The sequence below is a fragment of the Humibacter ginsenosidimutans genome (genome assembly GCF_007859675.1).
GTDB classification, from domain to species: Bacteria; Actinomycetota; Actinomycetes; order Actinomycetales; family Microbacteriaceae; genus Humibacter; species Humibacter ginsenosidimutans.
This window is the reverse complement of the sequence record NZ_CP042305.1, coordinates 1,675,740-1,701,487: the sequence shown is the minus strand read 5'-3', so window position 1 is coordinate 1,701,487 and position 25,748 is coordinate 1,675,740. Positions and strand designations below refer to the sequence as shown.

Genomic DNA, 25,748 nt, shown 5'->3' with positions numbered 1-25,748 from the left:
GATGGAGGCCGGGCAGCCGATACCCTGAGCAGATGGCCATCACCAAAGCCGTCATCCCCGCAGCAGGCCTGGGAACCCGGTTTCTGCCCGCCACGAAGGCGATGCCCAAAGAGATGCTGCCTGTCGTCGACAAGCCGGCCATTCAGTACGTGGTCGAAGAAGCGGTCGGTGCGGGCCTCGACGACGTTCTGCTCATCACGGGACGCAACAAGAACGCGCTCGAGAACCACTTCGACCGCGCGACCGAGATCGAGTCCACGCTCGTCGCCAAGGGTGACATCGAGAAGCTGCGCAGGGTCATGTACTCGAGCGAGCTGGCCGACATGCACTACGTGCGCCAAGGCGACCCGAAGGGCCTGGGACACGCTGTGCTGCGCGCCCGCAAGCACGTGGGACGTCAACCCTTCGCCGTGCTGCTCGGCGATGACATCATCGACAGCCGCGACGAGCTCCTCACCACGATGATCGAGGTCGCCGAACGGCGCGGTGCCAGCGTGATCGCGCTGCTCGAGGTCGACCCCGAGCAGATCAACCTCTACGGCGCCGCCGATGTCGAGGCCACCGACGACGAGGGTGTCGTTCGCGTGCGCGGACTCGTCGAGAAGCCCGCGCCGGAGGATGCCCCGTCGAACCTCGCCATCATCGGCCGTTACGTGCTGCAGCCGGAGGTGTTCGACGTGTTGGAGCACACGGCGCCCGGCAAGGGCGGCGAGATCCAGCTGACGGACGCCCTCCAGGAGCTGGCGGCAGACCCCGACGGCCCCGGCGTCTACGGCGTGGTGTTCCGCGGCCGTCGTTACGACACCGGTGACCGGCTGGACTACCTCAAGTCGATCGTGCAGCTGGCGATCGATCGCGAAGACCTGGGGCCCCGGTTCCGGCCGTGGCTGCGGGAGTTCGCCGCGGGACTCGACGACGAGCCCGTGCAGGGCGACGTGATCGCGGAACCGGGCATTGAGACGCCCGGCCACGACTGAGCCGCACCGAGAGAACCAGGCGACTGACCCGTGTACGTGCCCAGCCTCAATGACGCAGCTGTCGGCATCCGTCCGATCAGACTGCGGGATGCGCGCGCCCTCGAGAAGGAGCTGCTCGACAACCGCACGTGGCTGAGGCAGTGGGAGGCGACCAGCCCGCACGGGCCGGCGGCCTTCGACACGCGGGCGAGCATCCGGTCGTTGCAGGCGTCGTCGCGCGCCGGTCACGGGCTGCCGTTCGTCATGGAATACGACGGCGAGCTCGCCGGGCAGCTCAACGTGTCGTCGATCACCTACGGGTCGCTCGCCTCGGCGACCATCGGCTATTGGGTGGCCGAGCGCTTCGCAGGCAAGGGCGTCACGCCCACCTCGGTGGCGCTGGCCACCGACTACTGCTTCTTCCAGCTCGGGCTGCACCGCATGGAGATCTGCATCAGGCCCGAGAACGGTCCTTCGCTGCGGGTGGTGCAGAAGCTCGGCTTCCGGTACGAGGGGCTGCGCAGGCGGTACATCCACATCAACGGCGACTGGCGCGACCACTTCTGCTTCGCGCTCGTGGTGGAAGAGATCCCGCAGGGGGTGCTGCGACGATGGAAGGCGGGGGATGTCCCGCTCGACGCGGCCAACGTTCCGGCGGCCGATCTCGAAGCGGCCGCGCACCCGCTCGTTCCGCGGACCCGATGATGGAATCGCGGACACACGGAGCAGCCGCCCCTGTGCCCCGCCCCGAGCCGCATACCGTAGTGGCATGACCGGGGGGACATTGAGTGGCGGCGTCGTCATCGCTCTCGCCGCGACCCTCTGGCTGGCCTACCTCGTGCCGACCTGGCTGAGGCGTCGCGACTACATGAACGCCGAGCGCAACGCGGTGCGCCTGCAGCAGACGCTGCGCATTCTCGCTGAGACCGCGGAGGCACCGGAAGAGGTGCGGGTCGAGCCGACGGCGCGCGACGTGGCACGGCAGCAGCGGCTGCTGAAGAAGGTGCAGGCGAAGGCTGCGGCTTCCGCGCGCGCCCATGCGGCATCCGAGGCGCGCGCCATCGCCAGGGCGGAGGCGGCGCACGACGACCAGCTTCCGCCGCTGGGCGCGACCGATGTCGCCGAGGCGGAGGTCGCGGTGCAGCGCGCTGACGTGCGCTCGGCGCCGAGCCGCGCCGAGCGAGAGCGCACGTTCATGCGCGCCGTGCGACGCACGCGGCTGGCCACGACAGGGGCCGTCGCCGCGTCGGTGATCGGCATCGTGTTCGGGGTTCACTCACTGCTCATCTCGGGATCGTGGTGGCTGCTGGCCGCGTCGGCCGTGCTGTTCGTGTGCGCCGTCGCTGTGCTGCGTCGGCTGGCGCAGCAGATCGCGGCCCACCGGGCGGCGCGACACGGCAGGATGCCCGTTGTGCGGCAGAACCCCGACCTCTACGATCACGCGGAGCACGCAGATCCCGCACCGGTCGCGGAGCCTGCGGCAGACGAGGCGGACGGCTGGGAGCCTCAGCCGCTGCCCAAGCCGATGTACCAGTCACCGGGGTCGCGGGCGGCGGCGGCCATGGCATCCCTCGACGCCGCGGTCGCGCTGCGCAGGGCCGCAGCGCGCGCCGAGCTCGAAGAACGCGCTGCGCGTCTCGCGGCCGCGCAGGTTCCGACGTTGCCGGTGCGCGAGCAGCCTCAGGAGCCGGAGCGCGAGGTCGCCGAACAGCCGGCGCAGGCGCCGAGACCCGCCAGCAGGTATTCCAGCATGGGGATGCTCGGCGACGTCGAGAGCGAGCACATCGACCTCGACGAGGCGCTGCGTCGCAGGCGCGCCGCCGGCTGATTCTCGACGCGTGGTCGTCTGACCCGACTTCGCCGTGCGCACCCGCGTCGGCCGGGCGTAGTGTCGCGCCATGAACACGATCTCGTCGTCTGACATCGACCGCCGCCGTGACGCACTGGAGCGCACGCTCGGCAGCTGGGTTCCCCGTTCATTGGCCGCGGCCTTCGACGTCGCCGTCGCCCGGCATCCGGATCGTCCCTATGTGGTGACGGATGCCGGCACCCTCACGTACGCGCAGGTCGCTGAACGCTCACGGCGACTGGCGACGGGCCTGATCGAGCTCGGCGTGCGCAAGGGCGATCGGGTGGCCATGCTGATGGACAACCGGCTCGACTATCCGATCGTCAAGTTCGCGATCGCGCGCGTCGGCGCCGTGGCCGTGGCGCTGAACTATCTGTATCGCGGCGACGAGATCGTGACCAGGCTGCAGCAGTCGGGTGCGAGGGTGCTGATCAGCATCGACTCCTCGGCGGCCACCGACTTTCTGGCGGTGTTCGATGAACGTTTCGGCCGCTGGGAGTCGGGCGTGAACAGCGACGACGTGCCCACACTGCGGCAGATCGTGCTCGCCGAGTCGGGCTGGCGGTCGGGAGCACTCACGGTTCCCGGGCTGTCGCGGGAGCTCGACGATCAGCTCGTCGACGAGGCGACGCAGGCGGTGCTCGCCGATGACGTCGCCGACATCGTCTTCACCTCCGGCACGACAGGGCACGCGCTCGGCGCGGAGCTCACCCACGACATGCTGCTGCGCAGCGCCTACGGCTCCGCGTACCATCGCGCGTTCGACGACGGCTGGCGCATCGGCTTCGCGCTGCCGCTCTACCACGTGTTCGGGTATGTGGAGGGGATGCTCGCCGCCGTCTTCGCCGGCGGCGCGATCGTTCCCCAGCGCGTCTTCAACCCGCGCACCACGCTCGAGCTCATCCAGCAGCACGGCATCAACGAGGTGCTGTTCGTGCCGACGATGACGGTCGCCGTCGTCGACCAGGCGGTGAAGGATGACTACGACCTCAGCAGTCTCCAGTCCGTGTTCTCCGCCGCGGCGCCCGCTCCGGTCTGGCTGTGGAACCGGGTCATGACCGACCTGAACCCGCAGATGATCTTCACCGGGTACGGACAGACGGAGGTGTCGGCGGCGACCGCCCTCACGCTGCCGGGGGATTCGATCGAGCTGGTGTCGAGCGTTGTCGGCACACCGAAGCTGGGTGGACTCGCTGCGGTGGGCACGGGCATCCCGAACGGACGGCTCGCCGAGTACCGCACGATCGACCCGTTCGACGGGCACGTGCTCCCGCAGGGGGAGAGCGGGGAGCTGGTGGTGCGCGGGCCCCAGGTGACGCGCGAATACATCGGCGAGAGCGCGCAGGCTGCGGCCGCGATCGACGAGGACGGCTGGCTGCGCACCGGCGACCTCGGGTGGGTCGACGATGACGGCTACCTGCACCTGAGCGGGCGCAGCAAGGAGCTGTTCAAGGTGGGCGGCGAGCTCGTGGCTCCGCTCGAGGTGGAGCAGGTGCTCACGGCATACGACGGCGTGAACCAGGCGTATGTGGCTGGCATCCCCGACGAGCGTTACGGCGAGATCGGCTGGGCATGGGTGGTCGCGGCAGAGGATGCCGTGCTCGACGAACGCGCGCTTCTTGCGCACGCGAGAACCCACCTCGCCCCGTTCAAGGTGCCGCGCGGGATGACGGTGGTGATGGTGGAGGAGCTGCCGATGACGACCACCGGGAAGGTGCAGAAGTACCAGCTCGTGCAGTGGATCGTGGAGGGTCGGCCGGCCTGATCGGGCGCGCGCTCGGCAGGGTTTCGGGTCGGACTCGGGGTGGTTGCGGGTCGGGGTCCTGAGTCGCCTTGGGCGGGGCTCCGGAGGCGGCCCACGATTCCTGATGGAGCGGTGCGACGTGCTAGAGTCTCATACGCACTTGGGGCTATGGCGCAGTTGGTAGCGCGTCTCGTTCGCAATGAGAAGGTCCGGGGTTCGAATCCCCGTAGCTCCACCGCACGCACAAGGCTCGAACCCTTGCCAACGGAAACGTTGGTCGAGGTTCGGGCCTTGTTCGCGTCTGCGGCCCAGGTCAGGGCGTTGGCGTTGACCTGCGGATCGAGGAGCATCTCGAAGGGCCGGTTGTGCTCGACGCGCAGCTCGTTGTCCTCGTCGATGAAGACCTTGGTGAAGAAGGCCTGGTTGCACAGGCGCCGGTTGGTGTCGTCGCAGCGGGTGTAGATGTCGGCGCAGTTGGCGAGCAGGCCGAGGGCGTCGTCGAGGTGGGAGCGGGCGTCGGCGTAGTCGCCGAAGTGGGCGTCGATGCGGCGGGTCACTTGGTCGAGTTCGGCGACGATGCGGTCCTGCTCGCGCTTGAGCACGGAGAGCGGGATCGCGTCGGCGTAGTGCGCCTGCATGAGGCGGTCCTGCTCGCTTTCGAGCCGGTCACGGTTGGTGGTGAGGCGTTCCAGTTCCTCGGTTTCGACGGCCATGAGCCGGCCGAACTCGTGGTGGAGCATGCCCGCGAGGGCGTCCTGCTGGGCGGGCGTGATCTGGACGCGGGTGTAGTAGTCCTCGACGAGTTTCTCGACGTCTTCGATGAGCATCGCCTGGCGCGTGCAGTCGGTGCGCTTGGAGTGCCGACCGGAGCACACGAAGTAGCAGTAGACGTTGCCGTGGCGGTTCTTCGCGTTGGAGACGATGAGCCGGGAGCCGCACTGGCCGCAGTGGATGGTGCCTTTGAGGTAGTGGCCGTGGACTTGGGTTGCCTCGACGGCGCACTGGTGCGCGGTGAGCACGGACTGTACCTGGTACCAGACCTCGGCTGGCACGAGTGCCGGGTGGCTTCCCTTGTAGCGGGTGCCCCTGTAGATGACATCGCCCTTGTAGTACGGGTTGGTCAGGAGTCGATGGATGGTGGATACCGCCAGAGGCTTCGCCGGCCTCTTCGGCGTGGGCAGGCTGCGCAGCCCGCGCGAGGTGAGTTCGTCGTGGAGTTGGCTGACGCTCCAGTTGCCCGAGGCGTACGCCTTGAACGCCCACTCGATCATCGGTGCTCGCTCGGGATCGAGCTCGATGGTGCGGACTTCGCGCCCGAGCTCGTCGCGCTTGCGGACGTTCAAGTAGCCGATGGGCGCGCGCCCGTTCGTGCCGCCGCCGATGGCCTTCTGGGTCATGCCCTTGGCGACCTCGGTGGCGAGGTTGCGGGAGTAGAACTCGGCGATGGTGGACATGATGCCGTGCAGCAGCATCCCGGAGGGGGTCTCGTCGATGTTCTCGGACGCAGACACGAGCATGACCCCGCACTGTTGGAGTGCGAGGTGGATACTCACGTCGTCGGCGCGGTTGCGGGCGAGCCGGTCGACCTTGTGAACGATGCAGTACGCGACCTTGTTGGCCTTGACATACTGGATCATCCGCATCAGCTCGGGCCGGTCGGACGACTTGGCTGAGGCTCCCGCGTCGACGAACTCCTCGACGATGCCGGCGCCGAGCTGTTCGGCCTTACGCCGGGTCGCTTCGCGCTGGGCAGGGATCGAGAAGCCTTCGTCGGTCCCGCCCTTCTCGGCCTGCTCGCGGGTGGAGACCCGCAGGTACGACACGGCGGCAGCCGCAGTCTTGGGCGGGTCGATGAGGCTGGCTGCCGGATCGTCGGCAATGGTGGTCATCGGGGGCTCACTCTCACGCGGTTCGACCCTCGCGCTCCCACTGTCGGTGGGAGGGGTGTTGATCGTGAGAGCAGCCGTTGAAGGCTGTAGGGCGAGACCCGATGGTCTCGGTGCGTGTTGCCCGCCGAGCGGCGAGGTTTAGGCCACAACACCCCGCATCGCGAGGCTTGCACAGTTCATTCTACCGGGCGGCTTCAGATGCGGCCAGGCCATCCGGCGCCGCCCGGTAGGTGTCGGGCACCCGCTCGGCCGCGCGGGCCGCGCGGCTCTCGCCGGTCTCCTGCAATGTCAGCCGGATGAGAACCTCGGCGAGCTTGTGCAGGTCGGCGCGTTCGCGGTGGACGGCCCGGACGGAGAACGACCGCTCCTCGTAGGGGCGACGGTCGGTCTTCTTGGCGTAGCGGCTCATCGGTCTACTGCGCTTCGTCGTCGTCCAGGCCGGCGTAGAACTCGTCTTCGGCCTCCTGGCGCTTGCGGACTTGGGCGATGACGAACTCGACGAACTCGGCGTCCCGGTCGGTGAAGGTGAAGTCCTGGATCGTGGGTGCCGGGTCCTCACCGGGCCACGCAGCTTGCCGGGTCGGGCGGTCGCGGTCCCCACGAGTACCGCAGGCCGTGACCCAGTAGCGAAGCCGCTCTCGAGCGTCGGCGAAGTCGCGGTGCCAACCGAGCGGCGCGGATGCGTTCTGCTCGGGGTCGTAGGCCGCGAGCCAATGCAGGTGCAGCGCCGACAGCTCCCAGACCATCTCCGGGTGGTGGTGCCAGAACGGCGGCACCACCGCGACCGGGAGGCCATAGGTGCGCCGCAGCCAGTCAACCCACCGGTTCAGCGCGAGCCATTCCTGCTCCAGCTCGTGCGCCGTCAGCAGGTTCCAGTTCACGGGGTGCGGCGGTTCGGGCATGTCCGCGTTCGTGACACGGGGCGGTCCGTCGAAGACGTCCGGCTCATCCATCTCATGCTGATCGTTCATGGTGCTTCGACTCCCGAACTCACATGCTGACCGGGGCGTGCGCCGCGGTCGCTGCTCGCTGCGTCGGCTCGTACGTTGCTGCGTCCCGGCCCACTCCATTGCGCGGCGTCCGGTCGACCTCGTAGCGGGTTCGCGCGGCGTCGTGGCCGATCTTCTTGGCGACGAACTCTTCGCCCTCGATTGCCTGACCGTTGCGCTCGTAGTTGACCGGCCGCGTGTAGCCCTCGGCGACGAAGTTGTCGCCCTGGGCGAAGCTCGCGTGCGCGTGCTCAGCGGAACGCCCGAACATCACCAAGTGGTGGTAGGTCGTCTCGGTCTGCGTGAACGAGCCGTCGTCCTCGCGGCGGAAGTGCTCCTTGCCGATACGGGCGAAGAACCTGGCGTCTCCCTTTGCCGTCTCGGTGAGCAACGGCTCCGAAGCGATGAAGCCTGACAGCGATTCCTGGGTGTGAATGGCCATGATGGCCTCCTCCTGACTCGGGCGACCAACTGCGTGTGGGTCGCTCTGTCAGGCAGGTGCACTGGAGCTTCCAAGCGTCGTCAGGAGGCGGGACGGTGGCGCAGAAGCGCTTCGAGTTCGTCGCGGTCAGTGCGGAGCTGCGCTGCGTCGGGCCGGGTCGGCCAGGCGCGCAGGTCGGTGACGATGGGCGGCGCAGAGCGCAGCATCGTGATGCCGGTGCCGAACGGCAGTGTTCGGATGCGGTCTGGCGGCAGGATCGGGACGCGGCGGATCGAGCGCTGATTCGAGCGGGTGCCGTGGTCGCCGAGGGTCACGCTGTCGGTGTACTCGTCGCGCTCTCCGATGAGCGTGGAGAGGTCTTGGAGGTCACGGCTGTTGGATGCGCCGCCGAGGATGATCTTGACGATGCTGGCGTCCCAGATCGCGCCGGCCTGATGCTCACTCCACCTGTCGCGAGCCTGGGCGAGGGACTGCAAGACCGGCATGGTCGTGATCCCGGTGCCGCCACCTTCGGCCATGAGCGTCGGCAGTGACGGCAGCGGCGCGAGGTTTCCGATCTCGTCGAGCGCGAGCAACAGCGGCGGGTCGAGCCGGGCTCCCGGTGAGCGTGCCGCGAGTCGGCGGGCGGTTTCGATGAGGTCTTCGACGAACGCCGCGACCAGCGACGCGGAGGCTCCCGCTCCGGCACCGGTGGCGAGCAGGTAGAGGGTGCCTTGCTCGGTGAGGAAGGTCTCGGGGTCGAAGTGTTCGTGCGGTCCTGGCGTGACAGCATCGAGCACGCGCGGGTCGGCGAGGGCTGCGAGCGCGAGGGAGACGCCTTGCCAGATGCTGTCGCGGGTCTTGGGGTCGGCGTCGATCATCGCGGCTAGCGAGTCGTCCCAGCCCATCGCGGCGTTCGGGTGCGAGTTGAGGATCGCGACGGCCTCCGACGCCGCGCTGGGATCAAGAGTCCACCTGAACAGCTCGGCCGGCTGGCGGCCGTCGAGCGCGGCAGCGTGCAGCAGGCTCTGGAGTGCTGTGCGGGTCTTGCCCTCCCAGAACCCGCCGGACTCGACCCCGCCAGCACTGAGGCCTGTGGCGGCGGCGAGGCCGTTGGCGCGGATCATCGCGGTCAGCGGATCGTCGCACCCGCGAATGGGCGACCAGCGCAGCCCGGCGGGGATGCCCTCGGCGAGGTGTTGCGGGTCGAACACGGCGACCGGCCCGCCCTTGCGGCGTCGGTCGCGGAGGGTCGCGGTGAGGTTATCGGGCCTGGTGCTGGTGGTGACGACCGCTCCGGGTGCGTCGAGGATCGCGTTGATGACGACATGCAGGCCCTTGCCTGAGCGGGGCGGGCCGATCAGCAGGATCGAGTCTTCGACCGATGCCCAGACCTTCGTTCCACGACTGGCACCGAGCAGGTAGCCGACATCCTGCGGTGCTGGCGACTCCAAGGAGGGCCGCAGCGTGGCCGCGCGGTGAAGCAGTGCTTTCGCGGATGCGGCGGTCTTGACCTCGTGGCTGGTCGCGATCCCCGCCAGTCGGTGCGGGTCGGTCTCTGTCTTCCGCGTGTGGCGGCGCAGCACGATCCACACCCAGACGATCCCGGCAGCGAGTCCGCCGAGCAGTGCCGTGCTGACAAGCCAGTAGACGACCGGGTTGAGTCCGTCGGCACCGAGCGCGGTCGCTGGATCGCCGGGGTTGAACAGTACGGCGAGCCCCGCCGCTGCGCCGGCGTCTGGTTGCGGTGTGCCGGTGAGGAACGCGGCGACGCTACCAGCGGCGCGGAGGGCGAGAGCGATCCCGAACATGCCGATCAGGCCAATGAGGGCGGCGTTGGTGAGTTCGTCGCCCATGCCCGCGGCTTGCCGCTGGTTCATGTCAGCCGCCGCACCGCGAGCGTGCCCGAGATGCGCCCGAACAGGATCACCTCGTGTGTGCCGTCCGGCAGGTCGTCGAGGTCAATGAGCGTCCGGGTTTCGCCGGTTCCGGTGGCGTCGGTGTGGGAGACGATCGTCGCGACGGCGACATCCTCGCCGGGGACGAACCCGCCCGCGGTGACCTCGGCCAAGCGCGGCATCCGTCGGGCGTGACGGCTCCGACGAGTCTCCGGCACCGGGTTCTCGGTCGGTGCCGCTGCGCGTCGGGGCTTGCGGGTGCGGAGGATGTCGGTGAAGACGCTGCCATCGTTCTCGCGCACTTCGACCCGGACCGCGATGGTGCGGTCCTTGGTGATGGCATCCATGAGCGGCCCGAACGTCGCCCGCGTCCAAGCGCTCCCGTCCGGCGACGCGAACGGTGTCCCATCGACCATCGCGGCGAGGGTGCCGTCTTCGGCGACGGTCACGAGGACATGCGGCAGCTCGACGGGAGCCGTGTTCTCGTCGTCGGTCGTGGTGGATCGGCGTGGGCCATTGAGGTTCATCGGTGGCCTCCGGCTGCACGGCTGCTGGTGTCGAATAGTGCGAGTTCGTCGGGGTGGAGTTGGTGTTGGCAGACGAAGCTTCTGGCCTTGATCCGCCATAGGCCTTGTCCGACGCCGAGGTTTGGCAAGAGCTGCTGCTCGGTGCCGGTCAGGCCGAGAGCGGTAGCGGTCGGTCCGAGTTGGTCGGACTCCTGCCGGTACACGATCCGCGTCTCGGCGTTCGCAAGCAGTGAGTTGGCCAGCGAGCGCATGGCGGAGCCCTGGTCGCCCACGTTGTCGAGGTCGGTGAGCTTGTGGAAGATCAGCATGTTCGCGATCCCGTAGTGCCTGGCGAGTCGCCAGTGCGCATCCATCCGCCGCAACAGAGCCGGGTGGGACATGAGCCGCCAGGCCTCGTCGTAGATCACCCACCGCTGCCCACCGTTCGGGTCGAGCAGCGCAGACTCCATCCACGCCGACGAGCACGTCATCAACACCGAAATGAGCGTCGAGTTCTCGGTGACCCGCGAGAGATCGAGCGAGATCATCGGCAACGACGGATCGAACGCGACCGTCGAAGGCCCATCGAACAGCCCGGCCAGGTCACCGGCCACGAGGCGGCGCAGCGCATGGCCGACAAGCCTGCCGTCCTCGGCCAACCTGCCGTCGGCATCCGCACTCGGGGCGAGGATGCGATCAACGACCATCGGCAGGATCGGCACGTCGTTCTCCCGCACCGTCTGAGTCAGGGCGATGTCGATCGCGGTGTGCTCCAACGGCGACAAGCCGCGCGCGAGCACGGTCTCCGCGAGGGCGCCGATCAGGTCACGGCGTCGCGCAGCGACGGTCGAGGCCCACTGCTCATCCGAGAGTCCGCTGGGCCGGTGGCCTTCGTCGAGTGGATTCAGGCGAGTGTTGAGTCCGTGGCCGAGGACGATGGCGCGTCCGCCGACGGCGTTGGCGACGGCGGTGTGTTCGCCCTTTGGATCGCCGGGAACGTACACGCGCCGCCCGAACGGTAGCGACCGCGTGTAGAGGGACTTGGCCAGCGATGACTTGCCGGAGCCGACGATCCCGGCCAGCACCACGTTGGGTGCGGTGATGATGCCGCGTGCGTAGAGCACCCACGGGTCGTAGACGAAGCTCCCGCCCGAGTAGAGGTCTTGGCCGACGAACACGCCGTCGGCGCCGAGACCGCCCTCGGCGACGAACGGGTACGCGCCCGCCAGTGTCGCCGACGTGTCCTGATGCCGCGTCAGATGAAACCGACCTGGGGTGCGCAGCCGCGCAGCACCGGACTCGCCCGCCTTCGGCAGGTAGATCGTCGCGCGGCGCTCGGCGCGCTCCTGCTCAGCCTTCGCCTTCGCGGCGGCGATCGCGGTCCTGTGCTGCTCGGCGTGGAGCCTCGCCTCGGCCTTGCGGCGCTGCTTGCGGAGCTTGCGCCGCTCCTTCGACGGTGCCACCAGAACGGCAGTGTGCAGCCGCGCGCGATCCTCGGTCACCGCACCAGCCCCCGCGCCTGCTTGACCGCCGTGATCTTGGCCGGCTCGAACCACGATCCGTCTCGCTTCGGCGCGGGCAGGTCGGCCCGCTCTGGGGCGCCCGGCGACGAGTACGACACCAGCAGTTCCGGCCCACCCTGCACCGGCTCGGGCTCGATCTGTTCGGCGGCCTGGGTCTCTGCCTCCGGTTCGGTGTAGCGGCGCAGCAACGAGACGTAGCCGACGTGCGGGTTGACGACCAGCGCGTAGTCGCCCGAGAGCGCCACCCGGTCGTTTGTTCCCTCGCCGGGCTCGTCGTAGACGTATCCGTTCTCCAGCGCGGCCTGCGTGGTCTCGTCGCCGTAGTCCCACTGCGCGAGGAAGTCCACCGCATCGACATGGCCCAGCTCGCCGAGGATGCGCAATGGCCGGTCGGCCTCTTCGCCCTGGAGGAACACCACGCTGACCCACCGCGACGGCGCGGCCTCCTCGACGGCGGGCTCGGGATGCCAAGCGATCCGCCCCGCAGCGATGAACCCCTCCGCGAGCCGGTCATACGCCCGGTCGACGAGACTCGCGGCCTGACGCAACTCCTCCGCAGTGGCGAGCGCGTCCCGCACTCCTGCCTCGTGGCTGCCGGCGTCGTTGAAGGCGTGCGCGGCCTTGCGCTCGTGAACATCAGCGATCTGGTCGAGCGCCTGCCGCAGCGACCGCATCCCCGAGGACAGGTCACCGATAACCCCATACATCTCGGCTGGCTGATCGAACCCCCGGCTCGCGTGAGTGAGTCCGCGCAAGGCTTCGGACGCCTCAGCGGCATCGGCAGTCGAATCGAAGAACGTGGGCATGGTCGGCCTCCTCGCAAGTCGTGTGACCAGGAGGTGTGCTGCGATGACCCAGGCGCTGTCGAAGGCGGCTGACATACTTGATGGAGGCGTCGGAGGGAGGCACGAGGCAGTCACCGGCGAGAAGGAGAGCCACATGGACGACCCGCGCGACGAGTCCGGTAATGACGACGCCGTTGGCAGGCAGACCGCAGAGGATGGTCAGGTCAGGTCCGACGCGCTTGAGCTCGCAGCGTCCACGACCCTCGTCGAGGTGACGCCAGGCGTCGCAGTCGTATTCGGCGAAGTCCCCGACGGTCTTGAACTCATCAGCCTTGACATGGTGCCGTCCTTCGACCGCGCTCAGCTCTCCACCGCTCTCGGCTCCTTCGGCAACGCAGGCACGATCGTCGGGAACGTCGCAGAGGCTGTATCGAGCGCGCAAGGCCTCTTCCGCGTCAACGATGCGACGCTATCTCTGTTGAAGAGCGGCGGGGAGATGGCAGCAAAGGACGGCGCCAAGCTCGGGGCGATCTTCAAGAACGGTGAACTGGTCGCCCAGGCGCGATTCATCCCAGCCTCCATGACGGCCGCCACGGCGATCGCAGCTATCGGCCCGGCCGTCGCCATGATCGCGCTCCAAATGCAGCTCGGCGAGATTTCCGGCCTCGTCCGCTCCAACATCCAGCTCACGACGCAGACGCTCAAGGCCATCCGAAACGAGCAATGGGCAGAGCTTGAAGGGCTGGCGGAGTCCGTCGATGAGGCAGTCAAGGAGACCCGCGAACTCGACGCCATCACAGACTCTGTCTGGGAGCCCATCGCTCCCAGCGGTCCCAACATCCGCAAGCAATTGAAGCTATACCGCAAGAACGTGGCAGGCCATGTCCAGGAACTCGGGAAGTTGGACAGTCGCGCTCGCCGCCAGTACCTCGAATCCAACGCCGAAGCAATCGTCTTCGATACCTACGCGCTTCTCAGCTCACTCAAGACCCACGCGGAGTACCAGGCTGTCCGGGCCGCCCTCGCCAGAACACGAAGCACCAACGACGAGAGCGAAGCGCAGCTCTTCGACCGGATCGCCCGGAACACTCCCGTCGAGATCGACGAGTCGCTCTCCGAAATCCGATCGCTGACCGAGTCGCTCGTCCGCGAGTTGCGGATCATCGCCGAACTCCCCGGCCGCGCCACCGTGCCTCTCACGAAGAAGCGAAAAGACGCCAAGGCTTCTCAACTCACTTGCAGGCAGCTCCTCGAAGCGATCGACCCTTTGGCCAACATGCTCCAGCCAGCAGTCGAGATGCCAGCAGTACCAGCGGCGGTATGCGCACCCGAAGGGCTTGAACTCGATCCGTATCTGCATATCCTTCGGTGGTTCCTTGAGGATGGCGAGACGCTTCGCAGCGTGGCGTTCCCGTACGAAGTGGGGACCCACAACTTCGCCGGAGTCGTGCCAGCGATTCTCGCTAAACGGGTTGATGCGACATGGGATGCGCTTGCGCCAGGAAGAGGAAGTGCGATCGTTGAGAAGTTCGCGTCGAGCACTTTCGTGGCTGTCACTGACCGACGGATCGTCACGGCCAATCCAGGGAGTCTTCTACGACGAGGCGAACTGGGCCCGATCTACTCCCTGGACGAAGTGCGCAACGTGCGCGGTCGATCGCCCCGCGGAGTGGGTGTCCGGCCCACCATCGACGTCGCCACAGACGAGCGCGATCTGCACTGGATGTTCCCCGGTGTCGCGGCCCCCGAGGACATAGACAGCCTGGCTGCTGTCCTCTCCGAGGCGAGCCCCCACGCAGTCCCGGCTCCGGCAACGCTTGAACAGCTCCCAGCAGCGGACTCCTAGAGATTTTGCCGATGACGAGCTTGAACGAACAAGAAGGTTTCAGGCCGACAGGTCAACGATCAAAGGTCGGTCGATGCACGTTGTGCGGGGCCAGGGCAAAGCTCACCAAGGCGCACGTACCGCCGAAGGCCGCGTTCAACAACCGGTCCTTCTCGTGGGGCGGTACGACTGCTGATAGCCAGCTCGTCTATGGGAGGCCGCGCCTTGGCGGCGCCAACCTATACGCACACTGTGAGCCCTGCCGAGTGGCCACGTCACCTTGGGACGACGAGTACATTCGATGGGCATATTCATTCGTGAACGTCCTGGTCAATTCACCATTGAAGGGAGAGCGAACGCAGATAGTGGGCACCTTGAGTGGCGTGCGCCCCGGTAGATTCATACGCTCCGCGCTCGCGGGGATGACCGCGCTGGCACCCAAGTTGCTCGACTCGCATCCTGACCTCGTCCGGGCAGTTCGGCATGGCACATCATCTTCGCCTACAGATGACCTCCGTTTCTTGGTGGCTGTTGCGCCTGACGGAGCAGCAGCCACCGTGGAAGGTGCGCACGAAGCTTTGGCTCTCAAGATGTCGTTCGGCGATGAAGACGGCTCCGGATGGAAGACGGAGACCGCCCCGACGATATCTGCTGTTATCCATTTCCCCCCCGTTCAGCCTGCTGCTGGCTGATCGCCAGCTCGCAGCATCCTTGCCTCATCTCGACTGCACGGACTGGTTGAATCTCGGTGTCGATGACGAAGCCAACGTTCAGATCGTTCTCCCTGTGGTTGACCTGCCGAAGACCCCGAACGCGCCTGTTCCCGTCTCGATGCTTCGGTTCGCTGAGGCTCGTGCGTGAGTGCCGTGCGAAGGTGGAGAACTGCGCGGCGGGTCAACTCGCGTTCGCGACTTTGGCTAGACACGCCGACATAGCGGCAGCGCGGCGGCGGTGAACGCGGCGGCTTGCTGGCCGACGAGGAGGCGGGTTTCGCAGGAGGCTTGGATCGCGGCTTGCTCGATGGCGGCGACGGCGGCGTCGAGTTCGTCGATGGTGGGTGCGGAGACGGCGATGAGGCCGGTGTAGCGGAGGATGCCGTGGCCGGCGGTGAGGTCAGCTTCTTGCTGGAGCACGTCGTGGTACTCGGCGGTCTGGGAGGCGTCCTCGATCTGGCCGATCTTCGCGCGCTGGGCCTGGTCGGAGATGTGCTCAACCTTCTTCTTGCGGATATCGCGAGCAGCCGCGTCGGATCGCATTGGGGTGCAGATCAGCGAGAACGACCGCTGGATTCCGGTGGACAGCAGCACAGGCGACAGGAACCCCGGATATACCAGCGACCGGGGCCATTCGCTGACCCAGAGCACCGCGTGATGAGCTGAATCGGTGCGCAGCCGTCCCCAGGTCTCGGTGACCGCAATCGGCCCTGCGGTCGCGAGGGACTGGCCGAGCCTCCCGTGCCGTTCCAGCGTGGCAGCGATGGCGGGGTCGTAGGCGGAGCGCAGCATCACCGCGATCTGCCCCGGTGTCAGCCAGCCCGACGGCGAGAGGTCGGCGGAGCGGAGCGCGGCGACGAGCGTGTTCATCTCTTGCCGCAGCACGGCGGCGGCACCGCGTATCCCGCCTCCGGCGGTCCTGATCTGCCGAGCGCTGGTCTTCATGTCGAGTGATAGCGAGAGCGTGGTGGCGTGGCGTTCGCCGGCGGGTCCGGCGCGGTCGATGAGTTCGGCGTAGGTGTCGGCCGCCCACGATCCGTCCGGGGTGCCGTGGGTGGCCCACCATTCGGCGAGTCCGGTGCCAGAGTCCGGCAGAGTCCGCTCCAAGACCTGAAGAGTGGCGATCCGCCCGGAGCGGCAGACGGTGGCCAGGACGCGGCCCCAGGAGCTGACGCGGCGTTCCTGTTCGCCGGGATCGAGGAGCACGAACGCGGGATGGGTGACCTCGCACACCACCGTCAGGGTGGCGGCGTGGGGGTCGTGGATCATCCCGGCTCCGGTGTCGGGGTCGGTGTACTCGCGCAGTCGCGCCATATCGCCGGGCAGGGCGAGGGTTCCGACGGGACGCGGGACGACGATCCTGCGCCGGTACAGCAGTTGTCCGCCGGTGGTGCGCCACAGCCACCAGCAGGCGATGGGCAGCCATTCCACGATGGGCCGGCCTGCGATGGGTATCCAGGTCAGCGCGGCGGCGAGTACCCAGATGGGGGCGGTGTAGGCGAGCAGCATTCCGCCGCCGGCGTAGAACGCGCCGATGAGCGTGGCTCCGCCGATGGCGAGCGTGATGAGCTGGGTCAGTGACAGGCCGAGGAGGACACCGCGGCGGGTGAGGCGGGAGAACTTCACCGGCACGACTTCGCCCGCGGTGGGCCGGTCGTGGTTCGGGCTGCTCATCGTCTACTCCTTCGGTGGGCGTGGCGCGGGCGGCGGGGGCTGCTTCGGCGGCGGTGACGGGTCGCTGCTCGGCGGTCGTGGTGCCGGGCTCGACGGCGGTGCCGCAGGTGAGGCTGCGGGCAGTGGCGGTGTCTGCGCGGCTGCGTCGGCGGCGTGCTCGCCTTGGGCTCCCAGCGCGGTTCCGGCCTTCGGCCCTGCGATCGCGGCACCCTTGGCGACACTCGCCCCGACCACCACCCCTGCGGCGACGGGGCCGGCTACGGCTGCACTGCCTCCGCTTGCTGCGGCACCACCACCGGCTGCACCTCCGCCGCTCGCGGCGGGTGCTGGTGCCGGGGTCTTGGGCGGTGGCGGTGCGCTGCTTCCTCCACCGCCAGAGCCTCCGCTCGCGTTCCCGCTGCTGCTGGTTCCGTCGAGTACCTTCTTCGGGTCGCCGCCGCCTTGCGGCTTGGTCGGGACGGGGATCGGGCGGTTGAGGGCGCTCTTGGCGTCCTGTTCGGAGCCGATCGCGTGGTACATGTCGAACCCGACGAACGCGATGAACTTGTACGTCAGGTACGGGGCGAACGCGGCCATCGCCATCAGCACGATTCCCGCGATGGGGTCGCTGACCGAGGCGAGGTCGGCGTCGATCGGTGCGGAGACCTGGGTGATCGCGACGAGGAACATCACGACGAGCACGAGCTTGGAGCAGATCAGAGCGACGACGAACATCGCCCACTTCCCGATCCACCCCAGCGATGCGTCCCACGACGCACCAGAGAAGGCGAGCGGCGCGAACACGACCGCGACCAGCAGGAGTGCTTTTCTGACGAGGAGGGACAGCCACACGATCGCGGCGGCGGTGATCGCGAGGCCGGCCATGAAGATCGTGATGATGGCACCGACGCCGGGAGCGGCGATGTTGATGCCGACGAGCCCTGCGGCGAGGAGGGCGATCTTGTCGCCCATCGACTCAGTGGTTTCTCCCGCGGCCTGCACGATCCCGATGCACAGCTGATCGACGACTTCCAGCAGCAGTGCGGTCAGCGTGATAACCACGAACGACCCGAGGACGGACTTCGCCAGGCCGAGGGCGGCTCGGGTGAGTGCGGTGGGGTCGCGTCGGATCAGGCCGGTGATGAGTTGGAGGCAGAAGAAGATCAGCATCACGAAGACCGCGATGCCGAACAGCAGGTTGTAGACGGCGATGTAGCCGGGCTTGGTGACGTCTACCAGTGTCGTGGTGTCGAAGACCGACCAGACCGCCTCGAACAGCCACCCGGCGGCGGCACCCATCGCCTGGGCGAGCCAGTCGAACGGGGCCGCCACCAGCGACGCGGCTCCTTCGCCGACGGCATCGCAGACCGAGGAGATCACGGGAACGTCGCACACGCCCATCACGAACACCAGCACTCTTGACGACGACGGGCCGGGTCAGACGGACTGGCCGACGTTCCAGAAGAAGTTGATGAGCGTCACGCTCGCGCCACAGATCACCGCCGCGCCGCAGGAGACGAGGACGCCGATCTTCCCGCGCGAGGCGAGGTGCGGGTTGGAGGAGTTCGCGCCGAAGCCCCACACGATCGCGGACACGATCAGCGCGAGCACGGACAGGATCAGGCCGATAGTCATCACAGCGCCGACGATGGTGCGCAGCTGGTTGATCCCCGGCAGGCCGTTGGTGTTGGGGTCGATGTTGATGTCCATCGGCACCAGCAGCGGCGGCGCGGACATGACGGTGGCGAGCAGATCGAACACGGTAGGTCTCCTTGGCGACGGGCGGCCCGCCCACGAACTCGCAGACGGGGTACACGCCACAGGTGCACTTCCCTCAACAGCACCGGTGGTCGCGCGCGGTGTCGGTCGGAATCGGGACGTGCCCAAGCGCTCGCGGGGCCGCTGATCCGAAGCGTCAGCTATGCCAAAAGGCGGCACGGTGGTCGTCGTGGCCCTTGTCTACCCTCGCCGGAGCCGAGACCTCTCGATCGCTAGACTTGGGGCATCCGGCTGGTCCACGGACCCGCCAAATCCCGAGCCGAAGGAGCCCCCGTGGTCAGTGGAAGCATCGAACCTTCCATCTTCGGCGGGCCAGAGGGCTCGGTTGTAAAGGTCGAGTTGAGCGACGACTCGTTGGGCCTCGGCAAGGCGGTAGAAGGTGTTGCTCGTGAAGCCCGCAAGGGCCCCGAGGGCCTGCTTGATCGCGCGGACCGGTTCTATCAACTCAAGGAGACGGTGCTTCCAGTCCACACCGCGAAGCGGGATGCTAAGGCGCTCGAAATAAGGGTCGCCGCGGTCCGTTCCGCTGCTGAGGCACTCCAAGACGTCTCCCCGAACTCGCTCGCTGCCGTACAGATGCTCATTGCCGACTACGGGCGCCGCTTTCAGAACATCGACTCCACGATCAACCTCGCAATGCCGATGATCGCCCCTGCCGCGTCCCCCGAAGACATTGAGGACGATTGGCTGGGTTTCGCGTTCGAATACATCGGCGGGGTCTCGGACGAGATGGTGCAGGAACTCTGGGCAAAGTTGCTTGCTCAGGAAGCAAATCATCCTGGACGGGTGTCCAAACGCGCAGTCACCAAGCTCGCCCTCATGGACCGCCGAGGCACCTACCTGCTCCGGAAGGTACTAAGGAGCGCGGTCACGCTGTACCGCCAGACTCCCGATCCGAAGGAGTCCAGCCACGGACAGCCGCTCTACAAGATTGGCCGCTTCGTCTTCCCGCTCATGCTTGAGATGGTCGAGTGGTCTGGGCCGAAGCCGTCGGACGACCTTGTTCGCGGGCTGGACCACGGCCATGACACTCCAAGCTCCATGTCCAGGTCACGAATGGACTGGCTGATCGAGGAAGGATTCTTGCGCCCGGTCACGCAAGACCAGTTCCGCGACGGCTATCTCGACCCTGAGCATTGGGCTATGGAAAGGTTCGATGGTGAGCGACCGCTGGGGATTCGCGTGGGTCTGGGGCCTATCTATGGGTGTGACGCGCGAGATGTCATCGAGTTCGTGCGACGGTACTCAAGCGGCGGAGCCACGACGCAGATTGTTCAGCTAACGGGGCTTGCGGAGGCCTTGCTGGACCCGCGAATATCCTCCACGGAGCCGCTCGTCGAAGCGCCTTCTGGCGACGACACGGGGACACAGCATCGCGATGCGATTGAGGAGCTCCTCATCAGCGAGCTGCAGCTGACGCCTGTGCCGCACCATAAGAGCGGAATCGCCGAGAACCCTGGGTTTCTCGGGAGGAAGTCGGGAACCAGGAACGATCTGGCCTTCTACTATCACGAGTTCTAGATAGCTCACGCCAGTCTGGCGTCCGACGAGGTCTCCCTACAGTTGCGCGCCGAGGGTGAGCAGCCAGTTCATCCAGGCGACACCGCCTCCGGCGAGGATGGCGGCACCGACGGAGACGAGGACTCCGATTCGGCCTTTGCTGGCGGTCGCGTAGTTGCCGTGGGCGGTCGCGATGGCCCACACGATCGCCGAGACGATCAGCATGAGGACGGCGACGATGAGGACGAACGTCAAGAGCGCGCCAACCACGGCACGGAGGTCACCGATGCCACCGACCCCGTCGAAGTCGGGAAAGACACCCATCGCCGATCACCCCACCTTGACTGTGACGTGGAGGTGGTCGTAGTGGCCTCCGGTGATGGAGGCGGGGTCGTGCATCCCGCCTCCATTGTAGGGACGCCAGCCCTCGGCGTCGGGGGCGACGGACCAGATTTGGCCTTGCCAGATCAGGTACTCGACGCCGAGCACGTCGGCGTTCTCCTTCATCCAGTTTGTGACCTTCCAGCCGGCGTCGAGTTGTGCCGGGGTGGGTCGCTGGCCGATGCGGTTGCCGAAGGTGATGTCGCACGCCCTGCCGAGTGGATGCTCGGACTTGGTGCCGGGGCGCGGTGAGTAGCAGCCCCAGCCGGTGTCGGGGAACGCGGCGAGGGTCTGCTGGTAGAGGTGGAGCATGCGGGCGGTGATCTTGCCCGAGCTGGTGGGATCGTCGACGAGCCGGTCGGGGTATCCATCGACGCCGGTCGGCGTGCCCGCAGTGGTGGTGTTGCAGGCGGTGGGTGATCCGCTGGTCGCTGTCGGCAGGTTCGCGGCCCCGTGCTCGTTGAGCCAGGCGGCGGCGTCGATGGCCTCGCCGTTCGTGCCGCCGGGCCGGACCTCGAAGTGCAGATGTGCGCCGGTGCTCATGCCTGAGGAGCCGACGTCGCCGATGTGCTGCCCGGCGCTCACGCGGTCTCCGCGGCGGACGTGGATGCCGCTTTGCCACATGTGCGCGTAGGCGGTCGCGACGGTGTGGCCGTCGATGGTGTGCTCGATGACGATGAGGCCGCCGTACCCGCCGGAGAACTCCGCGACGGTCACGGTGCCGTCCGCGGCGGCGAGGATCGGTGTGCCGTCGGGCGCGGCGAAGTCGGTGCCGGTGTGCATCTTCCGTTCGCCCGTGATCGGGTGCACGCGCATCCCGAACGGCGAGGTCAGCACCCAGGTGCCCTCGGGTAGCGGGAACACCACCCGCAATGACGAGACCGCCGGCCCACCCATGCCGCGAACCGGAGTGCTGCCGCCGCTGGTGAGGGCGGCGAGGATGCTGTCGGCGACGGGCGCGTAGTTGCGGTATCGGTCGGGGAAGGCGGAGACCTCGACGGCTTGGGCGGCTTCGCCAGGGTCCATCTGTTGCCAGCCGGGGATGTCGAGCAGCCCGCGCGGCGAGGGGTAGTTCGGGCCGGTCGGCCCGCCGAAGAACGCCTGCGCCTGATAGTTCGGGTCCATCAACTCGGCGACGGTGCCCCACCCGGATTGGGGGCGCATCTGGAACAGGCCGAGGGAGTCGTGGTCGCCGCCGTTGCCGTCGTTCGGGTAGTTCGCCGAGTCGGGGTAGGTGCCGGTGTTGGTGAGCATCCGCAGCGTGGACTCGGTGAGCGCGGCCATCAGCGCGATCTTGATTCCAGGCCTGCCCACGTCGGTGATGCCGTTGCCGACCGTGATGATCGTTGCCGCGTGCGTGAGCTGCTGACGATTCAGCGTGAAGGTCTCGTCGTTCGCGGTGGTCACGGTGAGCGAGTCCGGGATCGGGCCGAGGTTCACGGTCCCGGCAGGGGTGGCGCAGTACGCAGCGGCGGGGTTCATCAGCACCCCGATCCCGAGGAGTGCTGCGGCGGGGGCGAAGAACAGCAGCGCCAGGGACGCGATGGCGGCTTTGCGGAACACGACTACACCCCCTTCAGCGCAGCGGGTTGTCGAGCTGCGAGAGCCGCAGCAGATGACACGTCGGATACGTCGGGGCGCAGACGACGAACACGGTGAACGCGACCGGATGCTCGCTGGTGACCGGTTGGCCGTTCCATTCCCCGGCGCGGTGGCGGGTGCCCTCGATCGTGACGGCTGTAGTTCCGGCCGCGAGCTGCTCTGGCTGGGCCTGCGCGACGGCGTCGGCCCAGGCGTCGGGGATGTAGGCGGTGTCGATGGTGAGGTGCTGGCGGGTGGCGTACTGGCGCAGCTCGATCCAGGCGTCGCGGGTCGGCAGGTACGCGGCCACGTCGGAGGCGAGCCCGGCTTGCTCGTCTCCGCTGGGGTCACCGACCGCGAGGATCGCTGAGGTGTAGTCCAGCGGCCACAGCCCCGAGGCCGTGTCCCACGCGAACAGCGTGGACGCGACGCCCTGAGCGAAGGTCTCGGGATTGGCCGAACGCGGAACCGCTGGAACCCGTGGTGGCTGGGGCGTGCTCGGTGCCACGGTCGGCGGTGCCGTCGTGGCCGGGCCGGGCTCCGGGTCGGGATCGGTGCTGGTGCTGCTTCGGGGCCCGGTGAGGAGTCCGTACACGCCGACGCCGGCCAGGAGCAGCAGGGCGATGCCGGCGGTGATGAGGGCGACGAGTCGGCGGCGGTTCCAAGGATCAGTAGGTGCAGGGCTCATGCCGAGCAGGTGCGCACCCGGCACCTCTGCCCGTTGTCACAGTGCGCGGAGTCGTGGCCGCTCCGCCGCGCCGCCGCGGGCGGCTCGGAGTGCGTCGGCGAACCGGACGGTGCCGTCGGCGGTGGCGAGGAAGTTCTCGAACTGCTCGTCGGTCAGTTCACCGGCGAGAGTGTCGGCGTCGTAGTGGGTCCACCAGTTCGTCAGTTCGCCCCAGGTCTGGATGAACGCGCGCAGTGGGTAACGGACGGGTTGCCCGTCTTCGGTGGCCAGGGGCAACGGACGCGGTGGGGTGCGCCTGCCCTTCTTGATCGACTTCGCGCGGGCCACGGCTGCTTCGGCGCGGGCGTGCAGCTCTGCCTCGCGCCGCTCCCGCTCGGTGGTGTCGGCGTCGCGGATCGCTTGATAGATCGGATGCACCGAGTCCCCGGCCTCGATCCGCTCCAGCCCGGCGGCGGCCTCGGCGCGCAACGTCTCGGGCTGGGTGGGGTTGTTGGCGACGTCTTCGAGGTAGCCGATCTTCTCCAGTGTCGTGTGCGACGCGCCGCCGGGAATCATCGCCGCCGCCTGCTCCCGGGCCTTCCCGAGCGGCCCGTTCGACGGTGGTGCAAAGTTTGCACCACCGTCACTTCCGGGCTGATTCTCGCTGCTGAACTGGGTCGCGCTCTTGCGGCGGGCGGCATCTTCGGCCATGACCTGCTTGAGTTCTCGGTAGAGGCCGGCGGCTTCGAGCTGGGTGTAGGGCTTGTGGAGCATGTTGTCGTCCTGCTCGGCAAGGAGCTGCCCGAGCCGGTCGGACAGGCCACTGCGAACCCACACGTTGACGGTGCGCCAGCCCAGCTTCTTGATCGCGGCAAGGCGTCGTGCTCCGCACACGAGCACGCCGTCGATTGTGATCGTGAGCGGTTGCAGCAGGCCGTCGCGGTCGATGGATGCCGCGAGGGCGTCGATGTCGCCGAGGTCGGCGCGGTGCCGGGCGCCGACGAGGATTGAATCGACGGTGCGGTCGAGCTGGATGCTGCCGATCAGCGGCTCGGTCACGACGACTCACCGCCTCCACCGTTCGGAGCGGCCAGAGCGAGCGCGAGGATCAGATCGTCGTCGCGGAGCAGCAGGTCGAGCGTCTCGCCCAACAGCAGCCGGAGCAGGACGCCGCGGCCACTGCTGGTGGCCACGTAGGCCGGGTGCGGGTTCCCGAGCAGCGCCTTCAGCAGCGCGGCCCAGGAGCGGCGCGGCAGGTCGAGCAGTGCCCGCGCGTGCCGATCGCGGCGCAGCGTCTCGTAGGCGGACTGGCGGGTGCCGGCCTTCATCAACGCTCCGCAGACGTGCTCGACGGCGGCCCGTGCGGTGTCGGTTGGCCAGTCGAGCAGGCACAGCATCGCGATGGCGTCCTCGGCCGCCGATCCAGCGGACATGCACGCCTGCGCAGACCCGAGACTGTCGCGCGGCTCAGGTTCGAGGTCGCTGGGACGCAGGTCGGTGGTGTGGAACGCGGGATGATAGTCGGCCAGCGCGGTGTCGCGTTCGGAGAACCGCTCGGGATCGTGGAACGCCGAAACGTGCGCGCGACGAGCCTGGTGCACCGAGCAGAGCAGCCCTTGGGCGCGTTCCTCGTAGACGCAGGTGATCCGCACGGCGTGGGTGATGATCGCCCACGGATCGTTGGCCTCGCGGGTCGAGCGGTACTGCATCGCGTCGAACGCCGCCGTCACCGCTTCCCAGGTGTCGAGCTTGTGCTTCCTCGCGAGAGCGCGGTACTTGTCGGCGGCGAACTCCATCAGATCGCGAGCCACCGGGTCGTGAACCCAGGCATCCTCGCCGCCCGCGGCGAGACGATTGAGCAGGGCGCGCAGGCCCTCGCCGGTGGTGAAGTCCTCAGCCCCGAAGGCCGTCTGCTCGGTGCTGGTGCGGGTTGGTGTGGTCATGGTGTCGGCACCTCCTGGCAGGCAGGTGCGCACTCGCTCCCACGAGCGCGTCCTGCATGCCGATGCCGTCGCAGCCATGACCTCTCACCACCGTCAACTCATCGAGACCCCGGAGCGGGACACCTGCGACGCCGGTGCTGTTCTGCGCCCGAACGCCGAGATCGGCGGCAACCGCCGGGCACGGTCCCCAAGACGACGAACACCAGCGCCGAGCGGGGTGCGGGTGCGGCGTGCCAGCTCGGCCTGGAAGTCGAGGCCACGACCGGCGGCGTGCGCGGAGTGCCGGGCGATCAGGTCGGTGGGGCGCACCCACTCCACGCCGCGCCCGCGAACGAGCGCGTGCTGCTTGTCGTCGCGGGCGACCTGCGCGGCCCGCACTGCTTCCGGCGTGCTCGTCACCTCGACGGGCTGGGGGCGTTCCCGCGTCTCCTCGGGCACCAGCCGTGCGGGATCGGGCCTGGACGGGTCGGGGTGCTGCGGGTTGTCGGTGGTGTTCATGAGGTTGTCTCCTCCCGCTCGTCTGCGGTGTCGGTGGTGTCAGTGAGGTGCGCGACGGCGAACCATCTGCCCACGGTCGAGGGATGCACCCCGAGTTCGCGGGCGATCCGCTTGTTCGACCAGCCCGCCTCGCGCAGCTCCCACCCCAGCGCCCGCCGATCCGCCACACCGTCGCTTCGACGGGTCGGTTCCGGCCCGCCAGAGGGCAGCTCTGGCATGGGCTCGACGGCGACCGTAGAGAACGCGGCGGCCGGTTCCTTGTTGGGGTCGGTGGTGCGGGTGAGGATCACGGTCAGGTGCGTGATGGCGAGCAGAACGACGGGTGGCACCGCGGCGACCGAGGCTGCGAGCATCTTTGGCACGTCGGCGTCTGCGGCGACGACTGCGTGAATGGCGTTCGCTGTAACCGAGACAAGCGCGCCGCCGACCAGCAGCGCCCACGGGTACCAGGCCGAGCGTTGCCCGGCGAGCGCGACGACGGCGACCGTGGCGACGACGATGATGCCGTCCACGATCAGCGGCCACGCCCACGCCTGCCCCGCCCCGATCCCGGAGCGAGCGGCCAGATCGGCCAGCGACGTGAACGACAGCCAGAACGCCCCGGCAGCGATGAACACCGTCCCCGCGACCGCCGTCATCGCGGCCCAC

Annotated in this window: 23 protein-coding genes, 1 tRNA gene and 1 pseudogene; 7 read left to right on the top strand and 18 right to left on the bottom strand. The window is 68.0% G+C overall.

What is annotated here, in order from left to right; translation table 11 throughout:
- The first annotated feature begins 32 nt into the window (after nucleotides 1–32).
- The 5 genes from galU to FPZ11_RS07960 all read left to right on the top strand — a co-directional run bounded on the left by galU (nucleotide 33) and on the right by FPZ11_RS07960 (nucleotide 4,784).
- The gene (gene galU, locus FPZ11_RS07980) at nucleotides 33–977 is read left to right on the top strand and encodes a UTP--glucose-1-phosphate uridylyltransferase GalU (protein ID WP_146319843.1); all 945 of its coding nucleotides are present in this window, start codon (nucleotides 33–35) and stop codon (nucleotides 975–977) included.
- A gap of 30 nt (nucleotides 978–1,007) precedes the next feature.
- Nucleotides 1,008–1,661, top strand: a complete 654-nt coding sequence (locus tag FPZ11_RS07975; protein ID WP_146319841.1) for a GNAT family N-acetyltransferase — start codon at nucleotides 1,008–1,010, stop codon at nucleotides 1,659–1,661.
- 64 nt (nucleotides 1,662–1,725) lie between these two features.
- The gene (locus FPZ11_RS07970; RefSeq protein WP_146319839.1) at nucleotides 1,726–2,784 is read left to right on the top strand and encodes a hypothetical protein; all 1,059 of its coding nucleotides are present in this window, start codon (nucleotides 1,726–1,728) and stop codon (nucleotides 2,782–2,784) included.
- Between the two features lie 70 nt (nucleotides 2,785–2,854).
- The gene (locus FPZ11_RS07965) at nucleotides 2,855–4,570 is read left to right on the top strand and encodes a class I adenylate-forming enzyme family protein (RefSeq protein ID WP_146319837.1); all 1,716 of its coding nucleotides are present in this window, start codon (nucleotides 2,855–2,857) and stop codon (nucleotides 4,568–4,570) included.
- Nucleotides 4,571–4,711: 141 nt separating this feature from the next.
- Nucleotides 4,712–4,784: transfer RNA gene (locus FPZ11_RS07960), tRNA-Ala, on the top strand.
- Between the two features lie 613 nt (nucleotides 4,785–5,397).
- Here FPZ11_RS07960 and FPZ11_RS07955 read toward each other — a convergent pair.
- The 8 genes and pseudogenes from FPZ11_RS07955 to FPZ11_RS07920 form a co-directional block, all read right to left on the bottom strand.
- Nucleotides 5,398–6,438, bottom strand: a pseudogene (locus FPZ11_RS07955) (recombinase family protein); the annotation flags it as partial.
- A 181-nt stretch (nucleotides 6,439–6,619) separates the two neighbouring features.
- Nucleotides 6,620–6,847: a hypothetical protein gene (locus tag FPZ11_RS07950; RefSeq protein WP_034224858.1), complete on the bottom strand. Its 228-nt coding sequence runs from the start codon at nucleotides 6,845–6,847 to the stop codon at nucleotides 6,620–6,622.
- 4 nt (nucleotides 6,848–6,851) lie between these two features.
- Nucleotides 6,852–7,391: a hypothetical protein gene (locus FPZ11_RS07945; RefSeq protein ID WP_081794104.1), complete on the bottom strand. Its 540-nt coding sequence runs from the start codon at nucleotides 7,389–7,391 to the stop codon at nucleotides 6,852–6,854.
- A 37-nt stretch (nucleotides 7,392–7,428) separates the two neighbouring features.
- On the bottom strand, nucleotides 7,429–7,869 hold the full coding sequence (locus FPZ11_RS07940) for a single-stranded DNA-binding protein (protein ID WP_034224863.1): 441 nt from the start codon (nucleotides 7,867–7,869) through the stop codon (nucleotides 7,429–7,431).
- 80 nt (nucleotides 7,870–7,949) lie between these two features.
- The gene (locus FPZ11_RS07935; protein ID WP_094180421.1) at nucleotides 7,950–9,728 is read right to left on the bottom strand and encodes a type IV secretory system conjugative DNA transfer family protein; all 1,779 of its coding nucleotides are present in this window, start codon (nucleotides 9,726–9,728) and stop codon (nucleotides 7,950–7,952) included.
- Nucleotides 9,725–10,273 carry a hypothetical protein gene (locus FPZ11_RS07930; protein ID WP_094180420.1) on the bottom strand — a complete coding sequence of 183 codons (549 nt, stop codon included), beginning with the start codon at nucleotides 10,271–10,273 and terminating at the stop codon, nucleotides 9,725–9,727. Before FPZ11_RS07930 ends, FPZ11_RS07935 begins: the two co-directional genes overlap by 4 nt.
- Nucleotides 10,270–11,754, bottom strand: coding sequence for a putative type IV secretion/conjugal transfer ATPase (locus tag FPZ11_RS07925; RefSeq protein WP_129392818.1), 1,485 nt, complete (start codon nucleotides 11,752–11,754; stop codon nucleotides 10,270–10,272). The genes FPZ11_RS07930 and FPZ11_RS07925 overlap by 4 nt, the downstream gene beginning before the upstream one ends.
- The gene (locus tag FPZ11_RS07920) at nucleotides 11,751–12,482 is read right to left on the bottom strand and encodes a hypothetical protein (RefSeq protein WP_246846594.1); all 732 of its coding nucleotides are present in this window, start codon (nucleotides 12,480–12,482) and stop codon (nucleotides 11,751–11,753) included. Before FPZ11_RS07920 ends, FPZ11_RS07925 begins: the two co-directional genes overlap by 4 nt.
- A gap of 142 nt (nucleotides 12,483–12,624) precedes the next feature.
- On the opposite strand from FPZ11_RS07920, the gene FPZ11_RS07915 reads away from it, so the two are divergent.
- Nucleotides 12,625–14,406 (top strand): hypothetical protein, encoded by a 1,782-nt coding sequence (locus FPZ11_RS07915; RefSeq protein ID WP_210415983.1) that lies wholly within the window; start codon nucleotides 12,625–12,627, stop codon nucleotides 14,404–14,406.
- 896 nt (nucleotides 14,407–15,302) lie between these two features.
- Here FPZ11_RS07915 and FPZ11_RS07910 read toward each other — a convergent pair.
- Genes FPZ11_RS07910 through FPZ11_RS07900 form a run of 3 tightly spaced genes read right to left on the bottom strand, consistent with a single transcriptional unit; the run spans nucleotide 15,303 to nucleotide 18,488 of the window.
- A complete protein-coding gene (locus FPZ11_RS07910; RefSeq protein ID WP_146319832.1) occupies nucleotides 15,303–16,772 on the bottom strand; it encodes a PrgI family protein in 1,470 nt (489 codons plus the stop codon).
- Between the two features lie 3 nt (nucleotides 16,773–16,775).
- Entirely contained in the window at nucleotides 16,776–18,152 is a 1,377-nt protein-coding gene (locus FPZ11_RS07905) for a conjugal transfer protein TrbL (protein ID WP_146319830.1), read from the bottom strand.
- Nucleotides 18,153–18,188: 36 nt separating this feature from the next.
- Nucleotides 18,189–18,488, bottom strand: coding sequence for a DUF6112 family protein (locus tag FPZ11_RS07900; RefSeq protein ID WP_285132586.1), 300 nt, complete (start codon nucleotides 18,486–18,488; stop codon nucleotides 18,189–18,191).
- Nucleotides 18,489–18,803: 315 nt separating this feature from the next.
- Between FPZ11_RS07900 and FPZ11_RS07895 the strand changes: the two genes are divergently transcribed.
- Nucleotides 18,804–20,051 carry a DUF2806 domain-containing protein gene (locus tag FPZ11_RS07895; protein ID WP_146319828.1) on the top strand — a complete coding sequence of 416 codons (1,248 nt, stop codon included), beginning with the start codon at nucleotides 18,804–18,806 and terminating at the stop codon, nucleotides 20,049–20,051.
- 36 nt (nucleotides 20,052–20,087) lie between these two features.
- Here FPZ11_RS07895 and FPZ11_RS07890 read toward each other — a convergent pair whose 3' ends face one another.
- The 7 genes from FPZ11_RS07890 to FPZ11_RS07860 form a co-directional block, all read right to left on the bottom strand.
- Nucleotides 20,088–20,354, bottom strand: coding sequence for a DUF6112 family protein (locus tag FPZ11_RS07890; protein ID WP_146319826.1), 267 nt, complete (start codon nucleotides 20,352–20,354; stop codon nucleotides 20,088–20,090).
- A 6-nt stretch (nucleotides 20,355–20,360) separates the two neighbouring features.
- A complete protein-coding gene (locus tag FPZ11_RS07885; protein WP_146319824.1) occupies nucleotides 20,361–21,974 on the bottom strand; it encodes a M23 family metallopeptidase in 1,614 nt (537 codons plus the stop codon).
- A 13-nt stretch (nucleotides 21,975–21,987) separates the two neighbouring features.
- Entirely contained in the window at nucleotides 21,988–22,680 is a 693-nt protein-coding gene (locus FPZ11_RS07880) for a hypothetical protein (protein WP_146322782.1), read from the bottom strand.
- 36 nt (nucleotides 22,681–22,716) lie between these two features.
- Complete coding sequence (locus FPZ11_RS07875; RefSeq protein ID WP_146319822.1) at nucleotides 22,717–23,718, bottom strand: ParB N-terminal domain-containing protein; 1,002 nt, start codon at nucleotides 23,716–23,718, stop codon at nucleotides 22,717–22,719.
- Complete coding sequence (locus FPZ11_RS07870; protein WP_034717445.1) at nucleotides 23,715–24,602, bottom strand: hypothetical protein; 888 nt, start codon at nucleotides 24,600–24,602, stop codon at nucleotides 23,715–23,717. The genes FPZ11_RS07875 and FPZ11_RS07870 overlap by 4 nt, the downstream gene beginning before the upstream one ends.
- A gap of 93 nt (nucleotides 24,603–24,695) precedes the next feature.
- Nucleotides 24,696–25,100, bottom strand: a complete 405-nt coding sequence (locus FPZ11_RS07865; protein WP_146319820.1) for a hypothetical protein — start codon at nucleotides 25,098–25,100, stop codon at nucleotides 24,696–24,698.
- Nucleotides 25,097–25,738, bottom strand: a complete 642-nt coding sequence (locus FPZ11_RS07860; RefSeq protein ID WP_146319818.1) for a DUF2637 domain-containing protein — start codon at nucleotides 25,736–25,738, stop codon at nucleotides 25,097–25,099. The genes FPZ11_RS07865 and FPZ11_RS07860 overlap by 4 nt, the downstream gene beginning before the upstream one ends.
- Between the last annotated feature and the right edge of the window lie 10 nt (nucleotides 25,739–25,748).

What these genes read in the sequence shown, in the direction of transcription:
- galU (WP_146319843.1), top strand. Translation starts at nt 33, where the DNA reads ATGGCCATCACCAAAGCCGTCATCCCCGCAGCAGGCCTGGGAACCCGG.
- FPZ11_RS07970 (WP_146319839.1), top strand. Translation starts at nt 1,726, where the DNA reads ATGACCGGGGGGACATTGAGTGGCGGCGTCGTCATCGCTCTCGCCGCG.
- FPZ11_RS07965 (WP_146319837.1), top strand. Translation starts at nt 2,855, where the DNA reads ATGAACACGATCTCGTCGTCTGACATCGACCGCCGCCGTGACGCACTG.
- FPZ11_RS07950 (WP_034224858.1), bottom strand. Translation starts at nt 6,847, where the DNA reads ATGAGCCGCTACGCCAAGAAGACCGACCGTCGCCCCTACGAGGAGCGG.
- FPZ11_RS07945 (WP_081794104.1), bottom strand. Translation starts at nt 7,391, where the DNA reads ATGGATGAGCCGGACGTCTTCGACGGACCGCCCCGTGTCACGAACGCG.
- FPZ11_RS07940 (WP_034224863.1), bottom strand. Translation starts at nt 7,869, where the DNA reads ATGGCCATTCACACCCAGGAATCGCTGTCAGGCTTCATCGCTTCGGAG.
- FPZ11_RS07935 (WP_094180421.1), bottom strand. Translation starts at nt 9,728, where the DNA reads ATGAACCAGCGGCAAGCCGCGGGCATGGGCGACGAACTCACCAACGCC.
- FPZ11_RS07930 (WP_094180420.1), bottom strand. Translation starts at nt 10,273, where the DNA reads ATGAACCTCAATGGCCCACGCCGATCCACCACGACCGACGACGAGAAC.
- FPZ11_RS07920 (WP_246846594.1), bottom strand. Translation starts at nt 12,482, where the DNA reads ATGTATGGGGTTATCGGTGACCTGTCCTCGGGGATGCGGTCGCTGCGG.
- FPZ11_RS07915 (WP_210415983.1), top strand. Translation starts at nt 12,625, where the DNA reads ATGACCCAGGCGCTGTCGAAGGCGGCTGACATACTTGATGGAGGCGTC.
- FPZ11_RS07910 (WP_146319832.1), bottom strand. Translation starts at nt 16,772, where the DNA reads ATGAGCAGCCCGAACCACGACCGGCCCACCGCGGGCGAAGTCGTGCCG.
- FPZ11_RS07905 (WP_146319830.1), bottom strand. Translation starts at nt 18,152, where the DNA reads ATGGGCGTGTGCGACGTTCCCGTGATCTCCTCGGTCTGCGATGCCGTC.
- FPZ11_RS07900 (WP_285132586.1), bottom strand. Translation starts at nt 18,488, where the DNA reads ATGTCCGCGCCGCCGCTGCTGGTGCCGATGGACATCAACATCGACCCC.
- FPZ11_RS07890 (WP_146319826.1), bottom strand. Translation starts at nt 20,354, where the DNA reads ATGGGTGTCTTTCCCGACTTCGACGGGGTCGGTGGCATCGGTGACCTC.
- FPZ11_RS07880 (WP_146322782.1), bottom strand. Translation starts at nt 22,680, where the DNA reads ATGAGCCCTGCACCTACTGATCCTTGGAACCGCCGCCGACTCGTCGCC.
- FPZ11_RS07870 (WP_034717445.1), bottom strand. Translation starts at nt 24,602, where the DNA reads ATGACCACACCAACCCGCACCAGCACCGAGCAGACGGCCTTCGGGGCT.
- FPZ11_RS07865 (WP_146319820.1), bottom strand. Translation starts at nt 25,100, where the DNA reads ATGAACACCACCGACAACCCGCAGCACCCCGACCCGTCCAGGCCCGAT.
- FPZ11_RS07860 (WP_146319818.1), bottom strand. Translation starts at nt 25,738, where the DNA reads ATGACGGCGGTCGCGGGGACGGTGTTCATCGCTGCCGGGGCGTTCTGG.